Origin of the sequence: Saccharothrix mutabilis subsp. mutabilis, from assembly GCF_039521145.1 — a bacterium.
In the GTDB taxonomy this organism is placed as follows: domain Bacteria; phylum Actinomycetota; class Actinomycetes; order Mycobacteriales; family Pseudonocardiaceae; genus Actinosynnema; species Actinosynnema mutabilis.
The window spans coordinates 124,013-143,885 of sequence record NZ_BAAABU010000010.1 but is presented as its reverse complement, the minus strand read 5'-3'; the positions used below and the strand labels follow the sequence as shown (position 1 = coordinate 143,885).

General features: G+C 72.5%; 16 protein-coding genes. 11 read left to right on the top strand and 5 right to left on the bottom strand.

Annotated elements, in window-relative coordinates:
- Positions 1-152 precede the first annotated feature (152 nt).
- Positions 153-3,026 (top strand): preprotein translocase subunit SecA, encoded by a 2,874-nt coding sequence (gene secA / locus ABD126_RS22515; RefSeq protein WP_343935856.1) that lies wholly within the window; start codon positions 153-155, stop codon positions 3,024-3,026.
- Between the two features lie 925 nt (positions 3,027-3,951).
- On the opposite strand, the gene ABD126_RS22510 is transcribed toward secA, so the two are convergent.
- Complete coding sequence (locus ABD126_RS22510; protein ID WP_343935855.1) at positions 3,952-4,293, bottom strand: Rv3235 family protein; 342 nt, start codon at positions 4,291-4,293, stop codon at positions 3,952-3,954.
- 46 nt (positions 4,294-4,339) lie between these two features.
- On the opposite strand from ABD126_RS22510, the gene ABD126_RS22505 reads away from it, so the two are divergent.
- From ABD126_RS22505 to ABD126_RS22480, 6 genes are all read left to right on the top strand, one after another.
- Complete coding sequence (locus ABD126_RS22505; protein WP_343935854.1) at positions 4,340-4,765, top strand: HAD-IA family hydrolase; 426 nt, start codon at positions 4,340-4,342, stop codon at positions 4,763-4,765.
- Between the two features lie 418 nt (positions 4,766-5,183).
- Positions 5,184-6,497 carry a lysine N(6)-hydroxylase/L-ornithine N(5)-oxygenase family protein gene (locus ABD126_RS22500; protein ID WP_343935853.1) on the top strand — a complete coding sequence of 438 codons (1,314 nt, stop codon included), beginning with the start codon at positions 5,184-5,186 and terminating at the stop codon, positions 6,495-6,497.
- A gap of 14 nt (positions 6,498-6,511) precedes the next feature.
- Entirely contained in the window at positions 6,512-7,771 is a 1,260-nt protein-coding gene (locus ABD126_RS22495; protein ID WP_343935852.1) for an ATP-grasp domain-containing protein, read from the top strand.
- On the top strand, positions 7,768-8,121 hold the full coding sequence (locus tag ABD126_RS22490) for a cupin domain-containing protein (protein WP_343935851.1): 354 nt from the start codon (positions 7,768-7,770) through the stop codon (positions 8,119-8,121). The genes ABD126_RS22495 and ABD126_RS22490 overlap by 4 nt, the downstream gene beginning before the upstream one ends.
- Complete coding sequence (locus tag ABD126_RS22485) at positions 8,118-9,698, top strand: class I tRNA ligase family protein (protein WP_343935850.1); 1,581 nt, start codon at positions 8,118-8,120, stop codon at positions 9,696-9,698. The genes ABD126_RS22490 and ABD126_RS22485 overlap by 4 nt, the downstream gene beginning before the upstream one ends.
- A 262-nt stretch (positions 9,699-9,960) precedes the next feature.
- Entirely contained in the window at positions 9,961-11,655 is a 1,695-nt protein-coding gene (locus ABD126_RS22480) for an FAD-dependent oxidoreductase (protein ID WP_343935849.1), read from the top strand.
- 77 nt (positions 11,656-11,732) lie between these two features.
- Here the strand turns inward: ABD126_RS22480 and ABD126_RS22475 are convergent, their stop codons facing one another.
- Positions 11,733-12,482 (bottom strand): TrmH family RNA methyltransferase, encoded by a 750-nt coding sequence (locus ABD126_RS22475; protein ID WP_343935847.1) that lies wholly within the window; start codon positions 12,480-12,482, stop codon positions 11,733-11,735.
- 63 nt (positions 12,483-12,545) lie between these two features.
- Between ABD126_RS22475 and ABD126_RS22470 the strand changes: the two genes are divergently transcribed.
- Genes ABD126_RS22470 through ABD126_RS22460 form a run of 3 tightly spaced genes read left to right on the top strand, consistent with a single transcriptional unit; the run spans position 12,546 to position 15,086 of the window.
- On the top strand, positions 12,546-13,202 hold the full coding sequence (locus ABD126_RS22470; RefSeq protein ID WP_343935846.1) for a phosphotransferase: 657 nt from the start codon (positions 12,546-12,548) through the stop codon (positions 13,200-13,202).
- A gap of 10 nt (positions 13,203-13,212) precedes the next feature.
- Positions 13,213-14,595 (top strand): WS/DGAT/MGAT family O-acyltransferase, encoded by a 1,383-nt coding sequence (locus tag ABD126_RS22465; RefSeq protein WP_343935845.1) that lies wholly within the window; start codon positions 13,213-13,215, stop codon positions 14,593-14,595.
- Positions 14,595-15,086 (top strand): DUF6912 family protein, encoded by a 492-nt coding sequence (locus tag ABD126_RS22460; protein ID WP_343935844.1) that lies wholly within the window; start codon positions 14,595-14,597, stop codon positions 15,084-15,086. Before ABD126_RS22465 ends, ABD126_RS22460 begins: the two co-directional genes overlap by 1 nt.
- A 3-nt stretch (positions 15,087-15,089) precedes the next feature.
- Here ABD126_RS22460 and ABD126_RS22455 read toward each other — a convergent pair whose 3' ends face one another.
- Positions 15,090-15,458, bottom strand: coding sequence for a VOC family protein (locus ABD126_RS22455; protein WP_343935843.1), 369 nt, complete (start codon positions 15,456-15,458; stop codon positions 15,090-15,092).
- Positions 15,459-15,495: 37 nt separating this feature from the next.
- On the opposite strand from ABD126_RS22455, the gene pruA reads away from it, so the two are divergent.
- A complete protein-coding gene (pruA, locus tag ABD126_RS22450; protein WP_343935842.1) occupies positions 15,496-17,121 on the top strand; it encodes an L-glutamate gamma-semialdehyde dehydrogenase in 1,626 nt (541 codons plus the stop codon).
- Positions 17,122-17,125: 4 nt separating this feature from the next.
- Here the strand turns inward: pruA and ABD126_RS22445 are convergent, their stop codons facing one another.
- A complete protein-coding gene (locus ABD126_RS22445) occupies positions 17,126-18,568 on the bottom strand; it encodes an FAD-dependent monooxygenase (RefSeq protein WP_343935841.1) in 1,443 nt (480 codons plus the stop codon).
- Between the two features lie 297 nt (positions 18,569-18,865).
- Positions 18,866-19,873, bottom strand: a complete 1,008-nt coding sequence (rsgA, locus tag ABD126_RS22440) for a ribosome small subunit-dependent GTPase A (protein ID WP_343935840.1) — start codon at positions 19,871-19,873, stop codon at positions 18,866-18,868.

Sequence of the window (19,873 nt, the reverse complement as noted above, 5' to 3'; positions counted from 1 at the left end):
AGTTCCGCACCCCTTCCTACCTGTGTCTGTGCACACACCTCCACGGCTTGCCTACGATGGCGGGTGGTGTGGGCTCGTCATCCCCCGTGGCGAGCCGCTGGAAGGCGCCCATCCCCGGGCGCGACGCGATGAGGTAATGAGGTCGACCCGAGATGGTGCTGTCCCGACTGCTCCGCGCCGGCGAAGGCAAGATGCTCAAGCGCCTGCGCAACATCGCAGCGCACATCAACAACCTCGAAGACGACGTCGTCGACCTCACCGACGCCGAGCTGCGCGCCAAAACCGAGGAGTTCAAGAAGCGCTACGCCGAGGGCGAGTCGCTGGACGAACTTCTCCCGGAGGCGTTCGCCGTGGTCCGCGAGGGTGCCAAGCGGACGCTGGGCCAGCGGCACTTCGACGTGCAGCTGATGGGCGGCGCGGCGCTGCACCTCGGGCAGATCGCCGAGATGCGCACCGGTGAGGGCAAGACCCTGACCTCCGTGCTGCCGGCCTACCTCAACGCGATCGCCGGCGAGGGCGTCCACGTCGTCACCACCAACGACTACCTGGCCAAGCGCGACGCGGACTGGATGGGCCGCATCCACCGCTTCCTCGGCCTCACCGTCGGCGCGATCCTGTCCGAGATGACCCCGGAGCAGCGCCGGGCCGCCTACCACGCCGACATCACCTACGGCACGAACAACGAGTTCGGCTTCGACTACCTGCGCGACAACATGGCGTGGAGCCAGGACGAGATGGTCCAGCGCGGCCACTTCTTCGCGATCGTGGACGAGGTCGACTCGATCCTCATCGACGAGGCCCGCACGCCGCTGATCATCTCCGGCCCGGCCGACCAGTCGTCCCGCTGGTACCTGGAGTTCGCGCGCCTGGCGACCAAGATGCGCAAGGACACCCACTACGAGGTGGACGAGCGCAAGCGGACCATCGGTGTCACCGAGGCCGGCGTGCAGTACGTCGAGGACCAGCTCGGCATCGAGAACCTCTACGACTCCACCAACACGCCGCTGGTCGGGTACTTCCAGAACGCGATCAAGGCCAAGGAGCTGTTCACCCGCGACAAGGACTACATCGTCCGCAACGGCGAGGTCCTGATCGTCGACGAGTTCACCGGCCGCGTGCTGGCGGGCCGCCGCTACAACGAGGGCATGCACCAGGCCATCGAGGCCAAGGAAGGTGTGGAGATCAAGGCGGAGAACCAGACGCTCGCCACGATCACCCTCCAGAACTACTTCCGCCTGTACGCCAAGCTGGGCGGCATGACCGGTACCGCCGAGACCGAGGCGGCCGAGTTCCACCAGACCTACAAGCTGGGCGTGGTGCCGATCCCCACGAACCGGCCGATGCAGCGCAAGGACCAGCCCGACCTGGTCTACAAGACCGAGGAGGCGAAGTTCGAGGCGGTCGCCGAGGACATCGCCGAGCGGCACGAGAAGGGCCAGCCGGTGCTGGTCGGCACCACCAGCGTCGAGCGGTCGGAGTACCTGTCGAAGCTGCTGGTCCGGATGGGCGTCCCGCACGAGGTGCTCAACGCGAAGCACCACGACCGCGAGGCGCTGATCATCGCCAAGGCCGGCCGCAAGGGCGCTGTGACCGTCGCGACGAACATGGCCGGTCGCGGTACCGACATCGTGCTGGGCGGCAACCCGGACATCCTCGCCGACCACGAGCTGCGCGAGCGCGGCCTGGACCCGGTGGAGAACCCGGAGGAGTACGAGGCCGCCTGGTCCAAGCTGATCGAGGAGATCACCGCCGAGGTCAAGGCCGAGGCGGAGGAGGTGCGCGAGGCCGGCGGCCTGTACGTGCTGGGCACCGAGCGGCACGAGTCGCGGCGCATCGACAACCAGCTGCGCGGTCGGTCCGGCCGCCAGGGCGACCCGGGCGAGTCGCGCTTCTACCTGTCGCTGAAGGACGAGCTGATGCGCCGCTTCAACGCGGCCATGGTCGAGACCGTGATGACCCGCCTGCGGGTGCCGGACGACGTGCCGATCGAGCACAAGATGGTGACCCGCGCGATCCGGTCCGCCCAGACCCAGGTCGAGCAGCAGAACTTCGAGATCCGCAAGAACGTCCTCAAGTACGACGAGGTCATGAACGAGCAGCGCAAGGTGATCTACGCCGAGCGCCACCGCGTCCTGGCCGGCGAGGACCTGCGCGAGCAGGTCGAGCACATGATCACCGGCGTGGTCGGCGACTACGTCGACGGCGCGACCGCCGAGGGCTACGCGGAGGACTGGGACTTCGACCGCCTGTGGACGGCGCTGAAGACCCTGTACCCGATCACGCTGGACTTCAAGGACCTGCTGGAGTCCGACGAGGACATCACCAAGGAGTCCTTGAAGGAGCTGCTCCAGAAGGACGCGCTGGAGGCCTACGACCGGCGCGAGGCCGACATCGACGGCCGCGTCGGCCCGGGCGCCATGCGCGAGCTGGAGCGACGGGTCCTCCTGTCGGTGCTGGACCGCAAGTGGCGCGAGCACCTGTACGAGATGGACTACCTGAAGGAAGGCATCGGCCTGCGCGCGATGGCGCAGCGCGACCCGCTGATCGAGTACCAGCGGGAGGGCTTCGACATGTTCAACACCATGCTCGACGCCCTGCGCGAGGAAACGGTCGGCTTCCTGTTCAACCTCCAGGTCGAGGCCGCCGAACCGGAGCCCGCGCCGGAACCCCCGGTCCAGGTGTCGATCGCCGCCGGCGCCGGCCCCCTGACCGGCAGCCGAGCCCGTGCGCGGGCGGCGGCAGCCGCGGCGGCCGAGCAGCAGCAGCAGGCCCCGACCGAGGCCCCGGCGGGTCCGGCCCTGGCACAGCTGTCCAGCGGCACCGCCATCCCGCCGGCCCTGCGCGGCAAGGGCCTGGACCAGCGAGGCGCCCAGCAGGGCCTGACCTACTCGGGCCCGTCGGAAAGCGGCGACGAGCAGACGACCGGCGACAACCAGCAACGAGGCGGCGCCCAGAACCAGGCCAGCCGCAAGGAACGCCGAGCAGCAGCCCGAGCCGCCGAAAAGGCCAACCGCAAGCGCAACTGACCAGCTCAACCCCGGTGCCCCCGTTCCTTCGGGACGGGGGCACCGCCATACCCACCCAACATCACCCAATCGAGCGACATACAGGATCCGCGACCAACTCCGGCCTCGCGCGTCCCGTAAACAAGGAGCGCGGAAAACGGCCCCCGAAGGCCAAGGCACCCCGACCCCCGCCCACGCCCCCACAACAGCTCCTCTGGACCAAGCCACCCACCGCCAGCCACCCCCACAGCCAGCCACGCGCATACCGCCAGCCACGCGCATACCGCTGGCCAGGCACCCGCCGGGCCACAGCAGCCACCGAACCCACCGCCAGCCCACGCCGCAGCGGCCGCCCACGCCGCCGCAGCAGCGCCGCCGCCCGCGCCGCCGCCGCAGCCCGCGCTGCCCCCGGCCGCCCGCCGCTCGCCGTCCGGCCGCCTGCCGCCCCGCTGCCCGCCGCCTAGCGGCCTGCGGCCCGGCGCGCCCAGCCGCCGCCCGCCCAGCCGCCCGCCGCGCAGCCGCCCGACTGCCCCGCCGCCGCGCTGATTGTCGCCAGCTTGCCGCCGTGCGCAGTGGGTGGTCGCGCCGCCGGCGGTGCGCAGTGGCGGGAGGTGCGGCGGGAGGGGTGGCGGGCATGGCGCGGGGCGGCGCGGGAGGTGTGGGGCGGCGCGGGAGGTGTGGGGCGGCGCGGGAGGTGTGGGGCGGCGCGGGAGGTGTGGCGGGCAAGACGCCAGGGGTGGCGGGCGGGAGGCGGGGCGGGCGGCAGGCGTTGGTGGCGAGTGCAGGGCGGTCCGGTGGGGCGGCGCAGGGGTGTGTGGAGGCGATGGCGCGGCGCTGGGAGGCGGGGCGGGTGCGCGGATGGGGTGAGGGTGTGGGGGAGAGGAGTGGGCTGGTGGGAGCACCGTGGAGGGCTCCCACCAGCTTCGGGCGAGGGATCAGCGGCAGGTCAGGGGAGTAGGTGGAAGGCGGTGCAGCGCCAGCGGTTGTCGGTCCATTCCATTCGGGCCGCCAGGGCTCGTACGCGGCCCGTTCGGGTGCTGACCACCGCGGACAGCTCGGTCACCTCCGGGGTCACCCGGCACACCCGCATGCGGTTCAGGCGGGCGCCCTGGCCCAGGGCTCGGCCCAGTTCCGCCGCAGCGGGTGGGGTCAGGTGGTCGGCCAGTTGCCGCAGGGGGCGGCGGCCGTCCACCGCCTCCACGACCGCGGTCAGGAGGTGGTGGACGGTCGCCGCCCGCGGGTCATGGGGCGGCGTGGTCGCGCGTACGGTTCGGTTGGGGGATGACATGCTCGAACCGAGGCGGTTGGGGGCTCTGGCGTACCGGGATCACCTGATGGAGGTCGGCTTGCGCGCTTTGGTGTTGGACTTCGGTGGCGTGCTCACCGATCCGGGGGACCACCCCGAACCCGGCCTCGAACCGCCACTGCTCACCGCCGCCCGCACGGCCAAGCGCCACGGGGTCCGCACCGCGATCCTGTCCAATGCGGACGGCCTATGGGCACCGCCGATGGCGTGGCAGGACGTCTTCGACGTCGTCGTCACCTCCGGCGAGGTCGGGTTCGCCAAGCCGGACCGCCGGATCTACCTCGTCGTCGCCCAACGGTTGGGGCTCGACCCGTCGCACTGCGTGTTCGTCGACGATCTGGCGGTCAACGTCCGCGGTGCCGCCGCCGTGGGAATGGTGGGTGTCCACCACCGGTCCGTCAATGCGACGGTCGGGGAACTCGAAGTGCTTTTGGACCTCCCGCTCCAGGATTGACCCGGGAAGCGACGAATTTTCACCGAACATAGTGCATCGCCGGTGTGCGTTTTTCGTCGTCCGGCCACTTAAAGTGACGACGGATGGCGCGCACGGGCAGTGGTGGAAACTGCACAGAGGGTGACGCGAGCCAAGCGCAGCGTGACTACCTGCGGTAACGGCGAGGTGGCGGCGCATAGCTATGGCTTATGGGGTGGCCCCCGGAATTCCTAATTGCTCCCTTCGGACCATTCTTCCCGCTCGCCGGCGGCCTGTACGGTAGCGCCTGGTTCGAGCGGCAGAGCGGACCGTTCAGGCAGACCATCCAGACCGCCGTCGGGTGCGACAAACCATTTTTCCGGGACCCGTTCGCGGGTATTTACCCGGTGGCTTCGCCCTGCCCCGGCACGGTCGGGCGACGTGTTCGGGGAGTGGCAGCATGGTGCACCGGGAAGTGGAACTGCTCGCGATCGGGGCAGGCCCGTCCAACTTATCGCTGGCCGTCGCGCTGGAGGAACTCGCGCCCGACGGCCTCGCGACGAACAGCCTGCTGATCGAGCAGGGACCGACCGTCGAGTGGCAGCGCGGCATGCTGCTGCCCGGCACCCAGAGCCAGGTCTCCTTCCTGAAGGACCTGGTCAGCCTGCGCAACCCGCGCAGCGCGTACTCGTTCGTCAACTACCTGCACTCGGTGGGCCGGCTCGACCGGTTCGCCAACCTCGGCACCTTCACCCCCTACCGCACCGAGATCTCCGACTACCTGCGCTGGGTCGCCGAGCACCTGACCAAGGTGTCCGTCCAGTACAACCGCCGCGCCACCGCGATCGAACCGCTCGTGGACGAGAACGGCGACCTCACCGGCTGGCTCACCCGCCTCGCCGACGGCGACACGATCGGCAGCCGCTACCTGGTCGTCGGGGCCGGCCGGGACAAGCGCGTCCCCGAGGTCTTCCGGGGCCTGCCCGAGCGGAAGGTCATCCACAGCACCGAGTACGTCGACCGCATCGCCGAACTCCCGCGCGAGCTGCCCTACCGGGTCACGGTCGTCGGCGGCGCGCAGAGCGCGGCGGAGATGTTCCACGCCGTGCAGACCGACCTGCCGAACTCGCGGCCCACCATGGTCATGCGGTCCATCGGCATGAACGCCTACGAGAGCAGCAAGTTCACCAACGAGCTGTACTACCCGTCGTTCGTCGGCGAGTTCTACGACTCCCGCCCCGAGCAGCGCGCGCAGATCCTCCAGGAGATGCACAAGACCAACTACTCGGGCCTCGCGCCGGGCTTCCTCGACACCCTCTACCGCCAGCTCTACCTCGACGCGATGTCCCCCGACCCGCGCCTGCGCGTGGTGACCATGGTCGACGTCACCGACGCCCGCGAGGTCAACGACGAGGTCGTGCTGTCGCTGACCGACCGCAAGACCGGCCTCACCGAGGAGCTGCGCACGGACCTCGTGCTGCTCGGCACCGGCTTCGACCCGGCGATGCCGCGCCTGGTCGGCGAACTCGCCACCCGCCTGGGCCTGCCCGAGGTCTCGGTGTCGCGCCGCTACCGCCTCGACACCGGGGACTCCGCCGGCGCGGTCTACCTCCAGGGCGTCAACGAGGCCACGCACGGCATCTCCGACTCCCTGCTCAGCGTGCTCGCGTGGCGCGCCCAGGAGATCGTCGCCGACCTGCTCGACCACCGCGCCGCGCGGGTGCCGGCGCCCGCGGTCGCCGCGGTGGCGCCCGCCGTCGCCGCGACCGCCTGAACCGGGGAGCCACCATGAAGCTGCTGGCCATCGAGGCACGCCAGAACGCCACCTACTACCAGTCGCGGTACCGGCAGGTCGTCGACTTCGGCGCGGACCTGTTCGTGCTCAACGGCGAGGGCACCGAGGACTTCTGGCCCGCCGACCGCTACCGCGTCGCCGGGTCCAAGCACATCGACGCCATCATCGAGACCGCGAAGGCCTGGCACGCCGAGGAGCGCTTCGACGGCGTGTTCGCGTTCGCCGAGGCCGCCGTGGTGACCGTCGCCGCCGTCGGCGAGGCGCTGGGCCTGCCGACCATCGGCGTGGACGCGGCCCTCAACAGCCGCAACAAGATCCTCATGCGGCGCGCGCACGAGAAGGGCGGCGCGGCGCACCCGGACTTCCGGTTCGCCGCCGACGTGCAGGACGCGTTGCAGGCCGCCGAGGACTTCGGCTACCCCGTCATCCTCAAGCCGACGCTGGGCGCGGGCAGCTACTACGTGTTCCGCTGCGACGACCCGGACGAGCTGCGCGAGCGGTTCGCCGTCGCCGCCGAGGGCATTCGGGACATGCCGTGGGTCGCCACCGCAGCCGACGGCATCGACCTCGGGCCGAACGGCCTCATCGTGGAGTCCTTCCTGGACGGTCACGAGCACCTCATCGAGGCGCTGGCCTGGGACGACGAGGTCTACCTTGGCAACGTCGTGGACCGGGTCACCGAGGAGGGCGACACGTTCGACGACGACGTCCACCACTCGCCCACGACGCTGAGCCCGGAAGACCTCGCCGCCGTGCACGAGGTCGTGAAGGCCGGTGCGCACGCGCAGGGCATCCGGCGCAGCGCGTTGCACGCGGAAGTCCGCTTCCACCAAGGAAAGCCGTACCTGCTGGAGATCGCGGTCCGGGTCGGCGGCGGCGGTCTGGACTACCAGGCACGCGCGTCGGGCGGGTACGACCCGATCAAGGCGGTCATGGACGTCGCGCGGGGCGTGAAGCCCGACGTGCGCCACTACACGCCCACCGGCGTGCACGTGTGGGGCAACGCGATGATCTGCGACGCCGGGACGATCAAGGAAGTCGTTGTCCCGCAAGAGGTCGAGCAGTCCGACAAGACGCTCTTCCTGAAGATCACGGCGAAGCCGGGCACGGTGATCCTGCGCCCGCCGGACGGCAACAGCGTGCTGGGCTTCCTGCTCGTCACCGGCGACTCGTACGAGGACGTGCAGCGGACCCACCAGGAGTTCTCGGACCGGATCCAGGTCGTCTTCGAAGAGCCGGGGGAAGCCCGATGATCACGAAGTTCCGCATCGACCAGAGCGTGGCCCAGGAGGAGTTCGGCCTGGCCTGCCAGCGCCTGATCCCGTGGACCGACGCGCCGGAGGACCCGCCGCTGGGAGCGATGGCGTGCTTCCTGCGCCCCGGCGGCTCCTCGCTGCCCGACTGCCACAACCAGGACGAGTTCATGCTGATCCTGGACGGGACCGGCACGCTCGACCTGGCCGGCGAGAGCACGTCGTTCGAGAAGGGCGACATGCTGGTGCTGCCGCGCAACCAGGAACACGTGGTGCACAACGGCAGTGCGGACGAGAACCTGGTGTGGGTGTCGCTGTACTGGCCGTTGCGCGAGGTGCCGCAGTCATGACCACGTGGATCACGGCGACGCCGCCGACCCCGAACGGCGATCTGCACGTCGGCCACCTGGCCGGCCCTTACCTCGCGGGTGACGTCCTGCGCCGTTTCCTCGGCAGCGAAGGACTTCCGGTCCGCTACACGACCGGCTTGGACGACCATCAGAGCTACGTGCCCGTGCGCGGCCTGAAGGACGGCGGTCGCAAGGGCGAGGAGGTCGCCGACGGTTACGGCGAGACCATCGTGCAGGTGTGGGAGCGCGCCGGCATCACGCTGGACACCATCGGCCGGCCGCGCGTGGACGCCGGGTACGTGGCGTACGTGCAGAACTTCTTCCGCAAGCTGGTGGACGACGGGCACATCGTGCCGCGGGTCAAGCCGTTGCCGTACTGCGTGCCGTGCGACCGGTGGCTGTACGAGGCCTATGTCGTCGGCGCGTGCCCGCACTGCGGTGCTCGGTCCAACGGGAACGCGTGCGAGCCTTGCGGCCGGCCGAACTTCGTCGGCGATCTGGTGGACCCGCGGTGCGTGGTGTGCGGCGACGCGGCCGAGTTGCGCGACAACGAGCGCCTCTTCCTGCCGCTGGAGCCCTTCACCGACCGGCTGGTCGAGTTCTGGTCCACTGTGGACATGCCGCCGCGGCTGCGGGCGTTGTGCGAGAAGATGCTGGACGACGGGCTGCCCGAGATCGCCGTGAGCCACCCGTCGGAGTGGGGCATCGAGGTGCCCGTCGCGGAGTTCGCCGACCAGCGGATCTACGTGTGGTTCGAGATGGGGCCGGGGTACCTGCTGGAGCACGACCTGGGCGGCGGCGTCCCCGAGTCCGGGCCGGTGCAGTTCTTCGGCATCGACAACGGGTACTTCCACGCCGTGCTGTTCCCGGCGAGCTTCCTGGCCTACGACGCGGCGGTGCCGTTGCCGCGGGCGTTCGTGGTCAACGAGTTCTACCAGTTGGAGGGCTTGAAGTTCTCCACCAGTCGGCGGCACGCGATCTGGGGGTACGAGGCGCTGGACCGGGTGGGCGCGGACGTGCTGCGCCACCACGTCCTGGCCGACCGGCCCAACGGTCGCGAGACCAGCTTCAGCCTGGACGCGCTGGCCCGCACCGCCGACCACGTGGACCGGCACTGGAACGGGTGGCTGCGCCGGTTGTTCGCCGAGGCGGCGGAGGAGTTCGGCGGCGTGGTGCCGGACGTCGCGCCGGGCGGTGCGGCGTGGGAGCTGCTGCGCGGACGGCTGACCCGGACGGTCGTGGAGCTGCGCGAGTGCTACGACCTGGCGGGCTTCGACCCGCGCCGGGCGGTGGCGCTGCTGGACGAGGTGGTGGCGCTGGCCGCCGACTTCGGCCACGTCCACCACCACGACAGGGCTCGGTCGCGGGGGCGGGACGACTACCGGGCGGCGCTGGCCGGGCAACTGGCGGTCGCGGCGGGCCTGGCGGCGTGGGCGGCCCCGGCCCTGCCGCACGGCGCGGACCGGTTGGCTGGACTGCTCGGCCTGCCGCCCGGGCGCGCGGTGTCGGCGGAGGCCTTGGCGGTGCCGGTGGGCGCGACGCTGGGCGCCCTCGACGGCCCGGTGTTCGGTGGCTGAGGCGGCCGGCGTGGCGAACGGGGGCGGGGCGGCGAACGGCGGCGGCGTGACTGAAACTGGCACCGGTATGACCGGTGCCAGTATGGCCGGGGTCGCGGCCGGGGCGGAGGCCGATGGCGTGGGGGCTGGCACCACTCATACCGGTGCCGTGGCCGGCACCGGTATGAGTGGTGCCGGGGTGGTTGGTGGCGCGTGTGGCGTTCGGGATGTCCGGGTCGCGGTGGTCGGGCCGTTCAGTGGGCCGCGGGCGGCGTGGGGGTGGTTGCTCACCAGTGCTGCCGCGCGGTATCCCGGGGTCCGGTGGGAGTTCCACGACGACCGCGGTGACCAGGTGGTCGCCGCCCGGATCGCGGCCGGTGTCGTGACCGGCGGGTACGCCGCCGTCATCGGCCACTTCAACAGCCTCGGCGCGCAAGCCTCCCTGCCCCTCTACGCCGCCGCCGGCCTGCCGGTCGTCCTGCCGCTGTCCACCCGCCCCCGCCTGACCGACGGCTACCCGAACGCGGTCCAGTGGTGCCCGGACGACCTCGACCAGGTCGCCGCCCTCCGCCTCGTCGCCGCCACCCACGGCGTCCGGCAACTGGGCGTCCGGCACGACGGCACCGACTACGGCCGCGGCATGGCGGAACTGTTCGGCGGCGAGGCCGACGGGGACGGCCTGGTCGTGTGCGGCACCCACCACGGCAGCGCCGCCAAGGCCCGGGAACTCCGGGCCGACGGCTTCGCCGGACCGCTCTACTTCACCGACGACTGCGCGGTGGACGAGTTCGCCGAACTCGCCGGGGACGCCGCCGACGGCGCGCGGGTCGCCCGGCTGACCGGCGGCGCGCAGTCCTTTGTAGACAGTGCGTTCGACGCGCTCGTGCGCGCCCTCGACCAACCGGACATCGCGGCCGGTGTGCGGGCCGCCAAACCGGCGGCCGGCTGGGAGGTCGTCAACCCCGTGCCGCACCACGACGTGGTGGTCGTGGGCGCGGGCGTCGTCGGGGCCGCCACCGCGGCGGCGCTGGTCCAGGCGGGCGTGTCCGTGGCGGTGTGCGCGCCGGCGGACGACGCCGAGTCCGCCACCCGCTACTCGGGCGGCCTGGTGCGCGCCTACGAGCACGACGGCGAACAGCGCCGGCTCGCCATCCGCAGCCACCACCTGCTGTGGCGGGACTCCCCGCACTTCCACCGCACCGGGTCCCTGGTGCTGCTCGGCCCCGACCAGCTCGCGGAAGCCGTCGCCGGCGTGCACGAACTGCTCGCGGCCGGCATCGAGGCCAAGCTCGTGGACGCCGACGAACTCCGGCGCGACTTCGGACTCGACGCCGCCGGCGCGGTGTGGGAGCCCGACGGCGGCTACGCGTCCCCGCCGGTCGTCGCCCGGGACCTGCTCGACGGGGTCACCCGGCACGACACCCGCGTCCTGCGCGTCGAACCCGACCCGCGCGGCACGCGGCTGGTCACCACCACCGGACCGGTCACCGCCGGCGTGGTCGTGGTCGCGGCCGGGGCCGGCGCGCCCGCGTTGGCCGACGTCGGCCCGGCGCGGCTCAAGCGCATCCGGTACGCGTTCTTCGACCGGGGCGGGCGGGACGTGCCGACCGTGTACGACCAGCGCACGGGGATGTGGGGCCGGCCGGTGCTCGACGGGCCGTACGCGGGCGGGTTCCTCGCCGGGCGGCCGGTGGAGGAGTGGGACGTCGGGCCGGGCGGCGGCGACCACCTCACCGAGGACCAGGTCGCGTACGTCCGGGAGGGCCTGCGGCGGCTGTGGCCGTGGCTGGGCGAGGCGGCCTACCTCGGCGGCCGGTACGGGGCGGACCTGTTCGGGGCCGCGCCGGTGATCGGGCCGGTGGGTGACGTGGTCGTGGCCGCGTGCTTCGGGGGCGGCGGGTTCAAGACCGCGCCCGCGGCGGGGGAGCAGGCCGCCTTCGCCGCGCTGAAAGCCCGACCCGCGGCGCTCACCGGCTGACTACGCGAGGCTGACCGGCCGACGCCGCAACGCTGACCGGCCGACGCCGCAACGCTGACCGGCCGACCCCGCGAAGCTCACCGGCTGAGCCGGCGGCGCACCACCTCGAAGCACAGCACGGCCGCCGCCGACGCCACGTTCAACGACTCGACGCCCGCCGCCATCGGGATGGACAGCCACCCGGTGACGTGCGGGCGCACGTCGTCGGAGATGCCGGTGGACTCGCTGCCCAGCACGTACGCGGCCCGTTCGGGCAGGTCGGCGGTGTAGACCGAGTCGCGCGCGCCCGCGTCCAGCGCGTAGATCGGGTAGCCGGCGGCGGCCAGCTCGGCCGCCGCCTCCCCGGCCGTCGCGCACTTGAGCACCGGCGCGCGGAACGCCACCCCGGCGGACGCCTTCACCACCAGCGGGTCGATCGAGGCCACCCCGCGCCGCGGCACGACGATGCCGTCCATGCCGGCGGCGGTCGCCGTCCGGAGGATCATGCCGACGTTCGCGGGCGTGGTGATGCCGTCGAGCAGCAGCACGCCGCGCGGCCGGTCCTCCAGCCCGAGCGCCAAGGGCCTCATCCGGGGCGCGACGACGTCAGCCAGCACGCCCTGGTCGTGCCGCCCGTTGCCGGCGAGCACCTTCACCCGCTGCGCCGTGGCCCGCTGCACCGCCACCCCGCGCCGCCGCGCGGCGTCGAGGATCTCCTTCGCCGCCGGACCCCGCGCACCCTCCGCGAGCAGCACCTTGTCGACCTCCAGCCGGGGGTCGTCCAGCGCCTCCAACACGGGCTTGCGGCCATAAACGGTGACAAAGCGGTCCTTGGGCGAAATTTCCACGGGACCAGTGTCCTCCACCCGAATGGGGCTTGTGCGCGCGCTGTCAATCATGATGATCGTCACATGACCCCGCGCGACGAGGCGCACCGTCTGTTGGCCAGCGGCCGGGAGGCGGACGTCTACCTGCGTCCGGACGGCCTGCTGCTCAAACGCAGCCGCACCGGCCGCGACCTGCGGCAAGAGGCCCGGCTCATGCGGCACCTCAGCGCGCACGGCATCCCCGTGCCGCGCGTGCGGGACGCCTCCGGGACCGACCTGGTCATGGAGTACGTCCCCGGCCCGCGCATGTCGCAGGAACTGGACGCCAAGCCGTGGCGCGCGGGAGCGCTGGGCCGCGAGCTGGCCGAGCTGCACCGCTGCCTGGACGACGTGCCCGCCCCGGACTTCCTGCCCGGCGACGGCCGCCTGCTGCACCTGGACCTGCACCCCGGCAACGTCGTCCTCGGGCCCGCCGGCCCGGTGGTCGTGGACTGGGCCAACGCCGCCCGGGGCGACCGCAAGGTGGACGTCGCGCTGAGCTGGCTGGCCATCGCCGTCGCCCCGCTGCGCCCGTTCAAGCGGCTCGCCCGCACCCTGATGATGAAGAGCTTCCTGGCGGGCGTGGACGTCGAGGTGCGCCGGGCGATGCCCGCCGCCGCCGCGATCCGGCTGGCCCGGCACGCCCGGGACGCCGCCGAGGTGGACGCGGTGAACCGCCTCGTCGCCCGGTGCAGCGACTAGCCTGGGCCGCATGCCCGACCGACTCTCCGCGCTGGACGCCTCGTTCCTGTACCTGGAGGACTCCACGACGCCGATGCACGTCGGTGGGGTCGCGGTGTTCCGCCGGCCGAAGGCGGGCTTCGACTACGACCGGCTGGTCGACCTGATCGAGCAGCGGCTCTCGCTGGTCCCGCGCTACCGGCGGAAGGTCGTGCACGTGCCCGGCCGGCTGGCCCGCCCGGTGTGGGTGGACGACCCGGACTTCGACGTCACCTACCACGTGCGCCGCTCGGCGCTGCCCAAACCGGGCACCGACCGCCAGTTGCACGACCTGGTGGCGCGCCTGATGTCCCGGCCGCTGGACCACGCCCGGCCGCTGTGGGAGATCTACCTGGTCGAGGGCCTGGAGCGGAACCGCACGGCGGTGATCACCAAGACGCACCAGGCGATGGTGGACGGCATCGGCGCGCCCGAGATCGGCCAGGTCATCCTGGACGTCTCGCCCACGCCCCGCCCGCCGGTGGAGTCGCTGTGGATGCCGCAGCCCGAACCCAGCTCCCTGCAACTGGTCGCCGACGCCGTCGCCGAGGTCGTGCAGCGGCCCGGCGAGCTGGTGGAGAACGTCCGCTCGGCCGCCATGGACACCGTCGCCACGGTCCGCAAGGTCGCCGGCGCGCTGGGCGGCCTGGCCTCCGCCGTGCGCACCGCCGCCACCCCGGCCCCGGGCAGCCCGCTGAACGTGCGGATCTCGCCGCAGCGCCGGTTCGCCGTCGCCCGCACCCGGCTGGACGACCTGCGCGCCATCCGCCGCGTCCACGGCGGCACGGTCAACGACGCCGTCCTGGCCGTCCTGTCCGGCGCGCTGCGGACGTGGCTGCTCTCGCGCGGCGAGGTCGTCGCCGGCCACACGACCATGCGCGCGATGGCCCCGATGTCGGTGCGCGACGACGACCAGAACGGCAGCCGGGTGTCGGCGTACCTGGTGGACCTGCCGGTCGGCGAACCCAACCCGGTCGTGCGGCTGCACCACGTCAGCCACGCGATGCGCGCGCACCAGGAGTCCGGCCACTCGGTGGCGGCGGAGACGCTGGTCCGGTTCTCCGGCTTCGCGCCGCCGACCCTGCACGCCCTGGGCGCGCGGGCGGCCAGCTCGTTCTCGCGGCGGCTGTTCAACGTGGTGGTGACCAACGTGCCGGGGCCCCAGGTGCCGTTGTACGCGGCGGGGGCGAAGATGACCGAGATGTTCCCGGTCGTGCCCCTGGCCAAGAACCAGGCCCTGTCGATCGGGGTCACGTCCTACGACGGCGGGGTGTACTTCGGGCTCAACGCCGACCGGGACGCGATGTCCGATGTGGACGTCCTCGCGGCGATGGTCGAGGAGTCGGTGGAGGAACTGATGGGGACGGTGTCTTGATGAGGGTGTACCTCCCGGCGACCGTGGCGATGCTGCGCGACCTGGTGGAGCAGGGCGTGTTCACGCCCGTGGGCGGCACCGGCTTCGCGCTGACGCCCGCGCTGCGCGAGTCCTACGCGACCGGCGACACCGAGGAGCTGGAGTACTCGGCGATGCTCGACGCGGCGCGCGCGTCCCTGCGGCTGATCGCGGCCGAGGAGAAGGGCGTGCCCCGGCGGGCCGTGGTGTCGGTGGACGTCGAGGACGTGCGGCTGCGCCCCGACCTGGACTTCTCCGTGGTGAAGGTGACCGGCTCGGTGCCGGTGAAGCAGATCGCCGCGATCCACCTGGACACCTCCGACGCGGAGGACGCCGTGCGCGAGGCCGCCGAGGTGGTGGACGCGGCGGACCTGGGCGACCCGGACGCCGAGTTCGCGCTGGGCGAGGCGGAGGACCACGAGCTGGCCTGGTACGCGCCGCAGGAGCTGCCGTTCGTGCTCGAACTGATGTAGGGGCTACATCCCGGGCGCGGGCTCCCACAGCTCGACCCGGTTGCCCTCGGGGTCCACGACCCAGCCGAACTTGCCGTACTCGGAGTCCTCGGTCTGCGGCAGCACCTCGACGTTGCGCGCGCGCAGCCGCGTGAGCAGGGCGTCGAGGTCGTCCACCCGGAAGTTGACCATGACGCGCTGCCCGGGTTCGCCGAAGTACTCGGTGTCGTTGGCGAACAACGCGAACGTCGTGGTCTCGTCGGCGGTCCAGTGGAAGGTCACCGCGCCGTGCCCGGACATCGGCACGCCGAGGTGCTCGCGGTACCACCCGGCCAGCCGAACCGGGTTGCGCGCACGCAGGAAGACGCCGCCGATGCCGGTCACTTTCGCCACGGCTGCGCACCGTACTACCGCGTGCCACGATGGCGGCATGGACGCGGTCACCTCCGTACCCGTGCCGGTCAACGAACCCGTGCGGGGCTACGGCCCCGGCTCCCCCGAACGGGAGGCGCTGCGCCGCCGGATCGCCGAGCTGGAGGGCGAGTCGCCCGAGCTGACCATGACCGTCGGCGGCGCTCGGCGGATGGCCGGCGGCGACCGCTTCGACGTGGTCCAGCCGCACGACCACCGGCACGTCCTGGGCGTCTGCGCGCAGGCCACCCACGCCGACGTGGCCGACGCGGTGGCCGCCGCCGGCGCCGCCGCCCCGGCCTGGCGGGACCTCCCGTTCGACGAGCGCGCCGCGGTGCTGCTGCGCGCGGCCGACCTGCTGGCCGGCCCCTGGCGGGACACCCTCAACGCGGCGACCGTCCTGGGCCAGTCCAAGTCCGCGCAGCAGGCCGAGATCGACTCGGCGTGCGAGCTGATCGACTTCCTGCGGTTCAACGTCCACTTCGCGAACCGGTTGCTGGCCGAGCAGCCGGGGTCCGCGCCGGGCCAGTGGAACCGCTTCGACCACCGGCCGCTGGACGGGTTCGTCGTGGCGATCACCCCGTTCAACTTCACGGCGATCGCCGGGAACCTGCCGCTGGCGCCGGCGTTGATGGGCAACACGGTGGTGTGGAAGCCGTCGCCGACGCAGCAGTTGGCCGCGCACCACACGATGCGGTTGCTGGAGGCGGCCGGCCTGCCGCCCGGGGTGGTCAACATGGTCACCGGCGACGGGCGGGCGGTCAGCGAGGTGGCCCTGGCGGACCCGTCGTTCGCCGGCCTGCACTTCACCGGCTCCACCAGGACGTTCAAGGCGTTGTGGCGGACCATGGCGGACAACCTGGACACCTACCGCTCGTACCCGAGGGTCGTGGGGGAGACGGGCGGCAAGGACTTCGTGGTGGCGCACGCGTCCGCCGACCCCGACGCGGTGGTGACGGCGTTGGTCCGGGGCGCTTTCGAGTACCAGGGCCAGAAGTGCTCGGCCGCGTCCCGCGCCTACATCGCGAGGTCGGTCTGGGGCAGGATCCGCGACAAGCTCGTGGACGTCACGAAGTCCCTGTCCTACGGCGATGTCACGGACTTCAGCCACTTCGGCGGCGCGGTGATCGACGCGAGGGCGTTCGCCAAGCACCGCGACGCCCTGGCCGCCGCCCGCGCCGACGACACCATCGAGGTGCTCGCGGGTGGCACGTGCGACGACTCGGTGGGCTACTTCGTGGACCCGACCGTCCTGGTGGGCGCCGACCCCCGCAACGAGGTCTTCACCACCGAGTACTTCGGCCCGATCCTGTCGGTGTTCGTCTACGAGGACGACCAGTACACCGACGTCCTGGACGTCGTGGACGGCTCGACGCCGTACGCGTTGACCGGCGCGGTGTTCGCGACGGACCGGGCGGCGGTGGAGCGGGCGAGCCGGTCGCTGCGGTTCGCGGCGGGCAACTTCTACGTCAACGACAAGCCGACGGGCGCGGTGGTGGGGCAGCAGCCGTTCGGCGGCAGCCGGGGGTCGGGGACCAACGACAAGGCCGGCTCGATGTTCAACCTGATCCGGTGGACCAGCCCGCGCACCATCAAGGAGACCTTCGTGCCCCCGACCACCCACACCTACCCGCACATGTCCTGACCGGTCACGCGGGCCGGCCGAACCATTGGGTCAAGTGGTCTTCCAGGTCCCGTCGGTCGGCGCCGACCCAGGCGACGTGACCGTCCGGGCGGAGCAGGAGGCCCGGCACGTCCAGCGCCGCGGTGGGGTCGGCGAGGTGGTCTACCCGGTCCGACCAGCCACCGGCGGTCAGGTGCCCGGTGCGGTCCAGCAGCAGGCCGCGACCGGCGTGCAGCAGGTCGTAGAGGCGGCCCCCGCGCACGGCGATGTCGGGCAGGCGGCGGCCGACCAGGTCGTGGACCCCGGCTTCGCCGCCGTAGCGGAGGTCGATCGCGGTGATCTTCCCGATCAGGTGGCGGTTGACCCGGTCGAACGCCATCAGCTCGGTGAGCAGCCGGCGCACCGCCCGTGCCCCGGGTTCCGGGGACAGCAGTTCCACCTGGGCGCGGGTGTTGTCCAGCACGGCCTCGGCGACGGGGTGGCGTTCGGCCTGGTAGGTGTCCAGCAGGCCGGCCGGGGCGTGGCCGAGGACGTGCGCGGCGAGCTTCCAGCCGAGGTTGAAGGCGTCCTGGACGCCCAGGTTGAGGCCCTGCCCGCCGATGGGCGGGTGGACGTGGGCCGCGTCGCCGGCCAGCAGCACCCGTCCCACGCGGTAGCGCTCGGCCAGGCGGGTGGCGTCGCCGAAGCGGGACAGCCAGCGCGGGGAGTGGGCGCCGAAGTCGGTCCCGGCGACGGCGCGCAGCCGCCGGCGGAAGTCGTCGAGGGTGGGCGGTTCGGCGCGGACTCCGTCGGCGCGGACTCCGTCGGCGGGGACGATCACGCGGTAGCGGCCCTCGCCGGAGGGCTGGAGGCTGAACGACCGGTGGACCTCCTGGACCTCGGCCAGCTTGGCGGCGATCTCCTCGTGCGGTGCGGTCACCGCCAGTTCGCCCATCAGCGTCTCGTTGCGGGAGGGTTCGCCGGGGAAGCCGACGCCGAGCAGCTTGCGCACCGTGCTGCGCGCGCCGTCGCAGCCGACCAGGTGGCGGGCGCGCAGCCGGTCACCGTCGGCCAGTTCGACGGTCACGCCGTCGTCGTCCTGGCTGAACCCGGTCACCGCTCGGCCGCGCCGGACCTCCGCGCCCAGCCGGGTCGCGTGGTGTTCGAGGAGGTCCACGACGACCGGCTGCGGGATGCCGACCAGGTAGGCGTGTTCGGAGTCCAGGTCGTCGGGGACCGGGCCCGGGATGGCGGCGAAGAAGCCGGCGGCGGGACGTCGTCGGCCGCGTTCGAGGACGCGGTCCAGCAGGCCGCGCATGGCCAGCAGTTCGAGCGTGCGGATGTGCAGGCCGACGATGCGGACGGGCGAGGTGGGCTCGGTGTCCTGCTCCAGGACGAGCACGCGCACGCCGTGCAGCCGGAGTTCGGCGGCCAGCACCGCGCCGGTGGGGCCGCAGCCGACGACGACCACGTCGGTGGAGGGGGTCATGGGTGGTGCCTTTCGGGAGTGCCTTGGGGGAGGCGCTCCCGGCGACACCTGCGTCAGTCGCCGGCCGTGACGGGGAGGGGGAGCACCCACAGCGCTGCAACGGTCATGGGTCTCACCTCCTCGGGCGGGGTCACGGTTCGACGGCAAGCTACAAGCGCGGGCCCCGCGCCGTCCACCGGGTTTCGCCGCGCGGGCCCGGCGGTGGGCGCGTTCGGCGGCGAGGCGCGGCGGCGTCCGGTGGTTCCGCGGCGCGAGGGCCGGCGGCGTCCGGTGGTTCCGCGGCGAGGGGCCCGGCGGTTAGTCGTACTCCTCCAGCTTGCCGCGCGACTCCAGGAGCCGGCGCAGCGACGCCAACCGGCCCGGCGACGCGGCGCCCGTGGTCACCAGCTCGTCCAGCATGCAGTCCGGGTCGTCCGGCGGACCCTGGTGGCCGCAGCCCGACGGGCACTCCTCGGCCATCTCCTTCATGTCCGGGAACGCCTTCACGATGTCGTCCGGCGTGATGTGGGCCAGGCCGAACGACCGGATGCCCGGCGTGTCCACCGCCCACCCGCCCTCCGGCAGCGGCAGCGCCACCGCCTGGGTCGAGGTGTGCCGGCCCTTCCCGACCCCGCTCACCACGCCGACCGCCCGGTTCGCGTCCGGCACCAGCTTGTTCACCAGGGTGGACTTGCCGACGCCGGAGTGGCCGATGAGCGCGGAGACCTTGTCCACCAACCGTTCCCGCAACTCGCCCGGGTCCACGTCGGACCGGGTGACCACCACCGGCACGTTCAGCTCCGAGTAGGCCGCCAGCAGCTCGTCCGGCGCGGCGAGGTCGGACTTCGTCAAGCACAGCAACGGTTCCAGCCCGCCGGCGTAGGCGGCCACCAGGCACCGGTCGATGAACCCGCGCCGGGGTTCCGGTTCCGCCAGCGCCGACACGATGACCAGCTGGGCGGCGTTCGCGACCACGACCCGTTCGAACGGGTCGGTGTCGTCGGCGGTCCGCCGCAGGACCGACGTGCGGTCGGCCACCCGCACGATGCGGGCCAGCGTGTCCGGCGCGCCGGACGTGTCCCCGACCAGGCCGACCCGGTCGCCCACCACCACCGGGGTCCGGCCCAGCTCCCGGGCCCGCATGGCGGTGACCAGGCGGTCCGGGTCCTCCTCCACCGCGCACGTCCACCGGCCGCGGTCCACGCCCACGACCATCGCGGGGACCGCGTCGGAGTGCTCCGGCCGGCGCTTGCTGCGGGGGCGGGTCCCCTTGCCGGGGCGCACCCGCACGTCGGACTCGTCCAGCCGCCGCCAGTCGCGCGCCAC

What these genes read in the sequence shown, in the direction of transcription:
- secA (WP_343935856.1), top strand. Translation starts at nt 153, where the DNA reads ATGGTGCTGTCCCGACTGCTCCGCGCCGGCGAAGGCAAGATGCTCAAG.
- ABD126_RS22510 (WP_343935855.1), bottom strand. Translation starts at nt 4,293, where the DNA reads ATGTCATCCCCCAACCGAACCGTACGCGCGACCACGCCGCCCCATGAC.
- ABD126_RS22505 (WP_343935854.1), top strand. Translation starts at nt 4,340, where the DNA reads ATGGAGGTCGGCTTGCGCGCTTTGGTGTTGGACTTCGGTGGCGTGCTC.
- ABD126_RS22500 (WP_343935853.1), top strand. Translation starts at nt 5,184, where the DNA reads ATGGTGCACCGGGAAGTGGAACTGCTCGCGATCGGGGCAGGCCCGTCC.
- ABD126_RS22495 (WP_343935852.1), top strand. Translation starts at nt 6,512, where the DNA reads ATGAAGCTGCTGGCCATCGAGGCACGCCAGAACGCCACCTACTACCAG.
- ABD126_RS22490 (WP_343935851.1), top strand. Translation starts at nt 7,768, where the DNA reads ATGATCACGAAGTTCCGCATCGACCAGAGCGTGGCCCAGGAGGAGTTC.
- ABD126_RS22485 (WP_343935850.1), top strand. Translation starts at nt 8,118, where the DNA reads ATGACCACGTGGATCACGGCGACGCCGCCGACCCCGAACGGCGATCTG.
- ABD126_RS22470 (WP_343935846.1), top strand. Translation starts at nt 12,546, where the DNA reads ATGACCCCGCGCGACGAGGCGCACCGTCTGTTGGCCAGCGGCCGGGAG.
- ABD126_RS22465 (WP_343935845.1), top strand. Translation starts at nt 13,213, where the DNA reads ATGCCCGACCGACTCTCCGCGCTGGACGCCTCGTTCCTGTACCTGGAG.
- ABD126_RS22460 (WP_343935844.1), top strand. Translation starts at nt 14,595, where the DNA reads ATGAGGGTGTACCTCCCGGCGACCGTGGCGATGCTGCGCGACCTGGTG.
- pruA (WP_343935842.1), top strand. Translation starts at nt 15,496, where the DNA reads ATGGACGCGGTCACCTCCGTACCCGTGCCGGTCAACGAACCCGTGCGG.
- ABD126_RS22445 (WP_343935841.1), bottom strand. Translation starts at nt 18,568, where the DNA reads ATGACCCCCTCCACCGACGTGGTCGTCGTCGGCTGCGGCCCCACCGGC.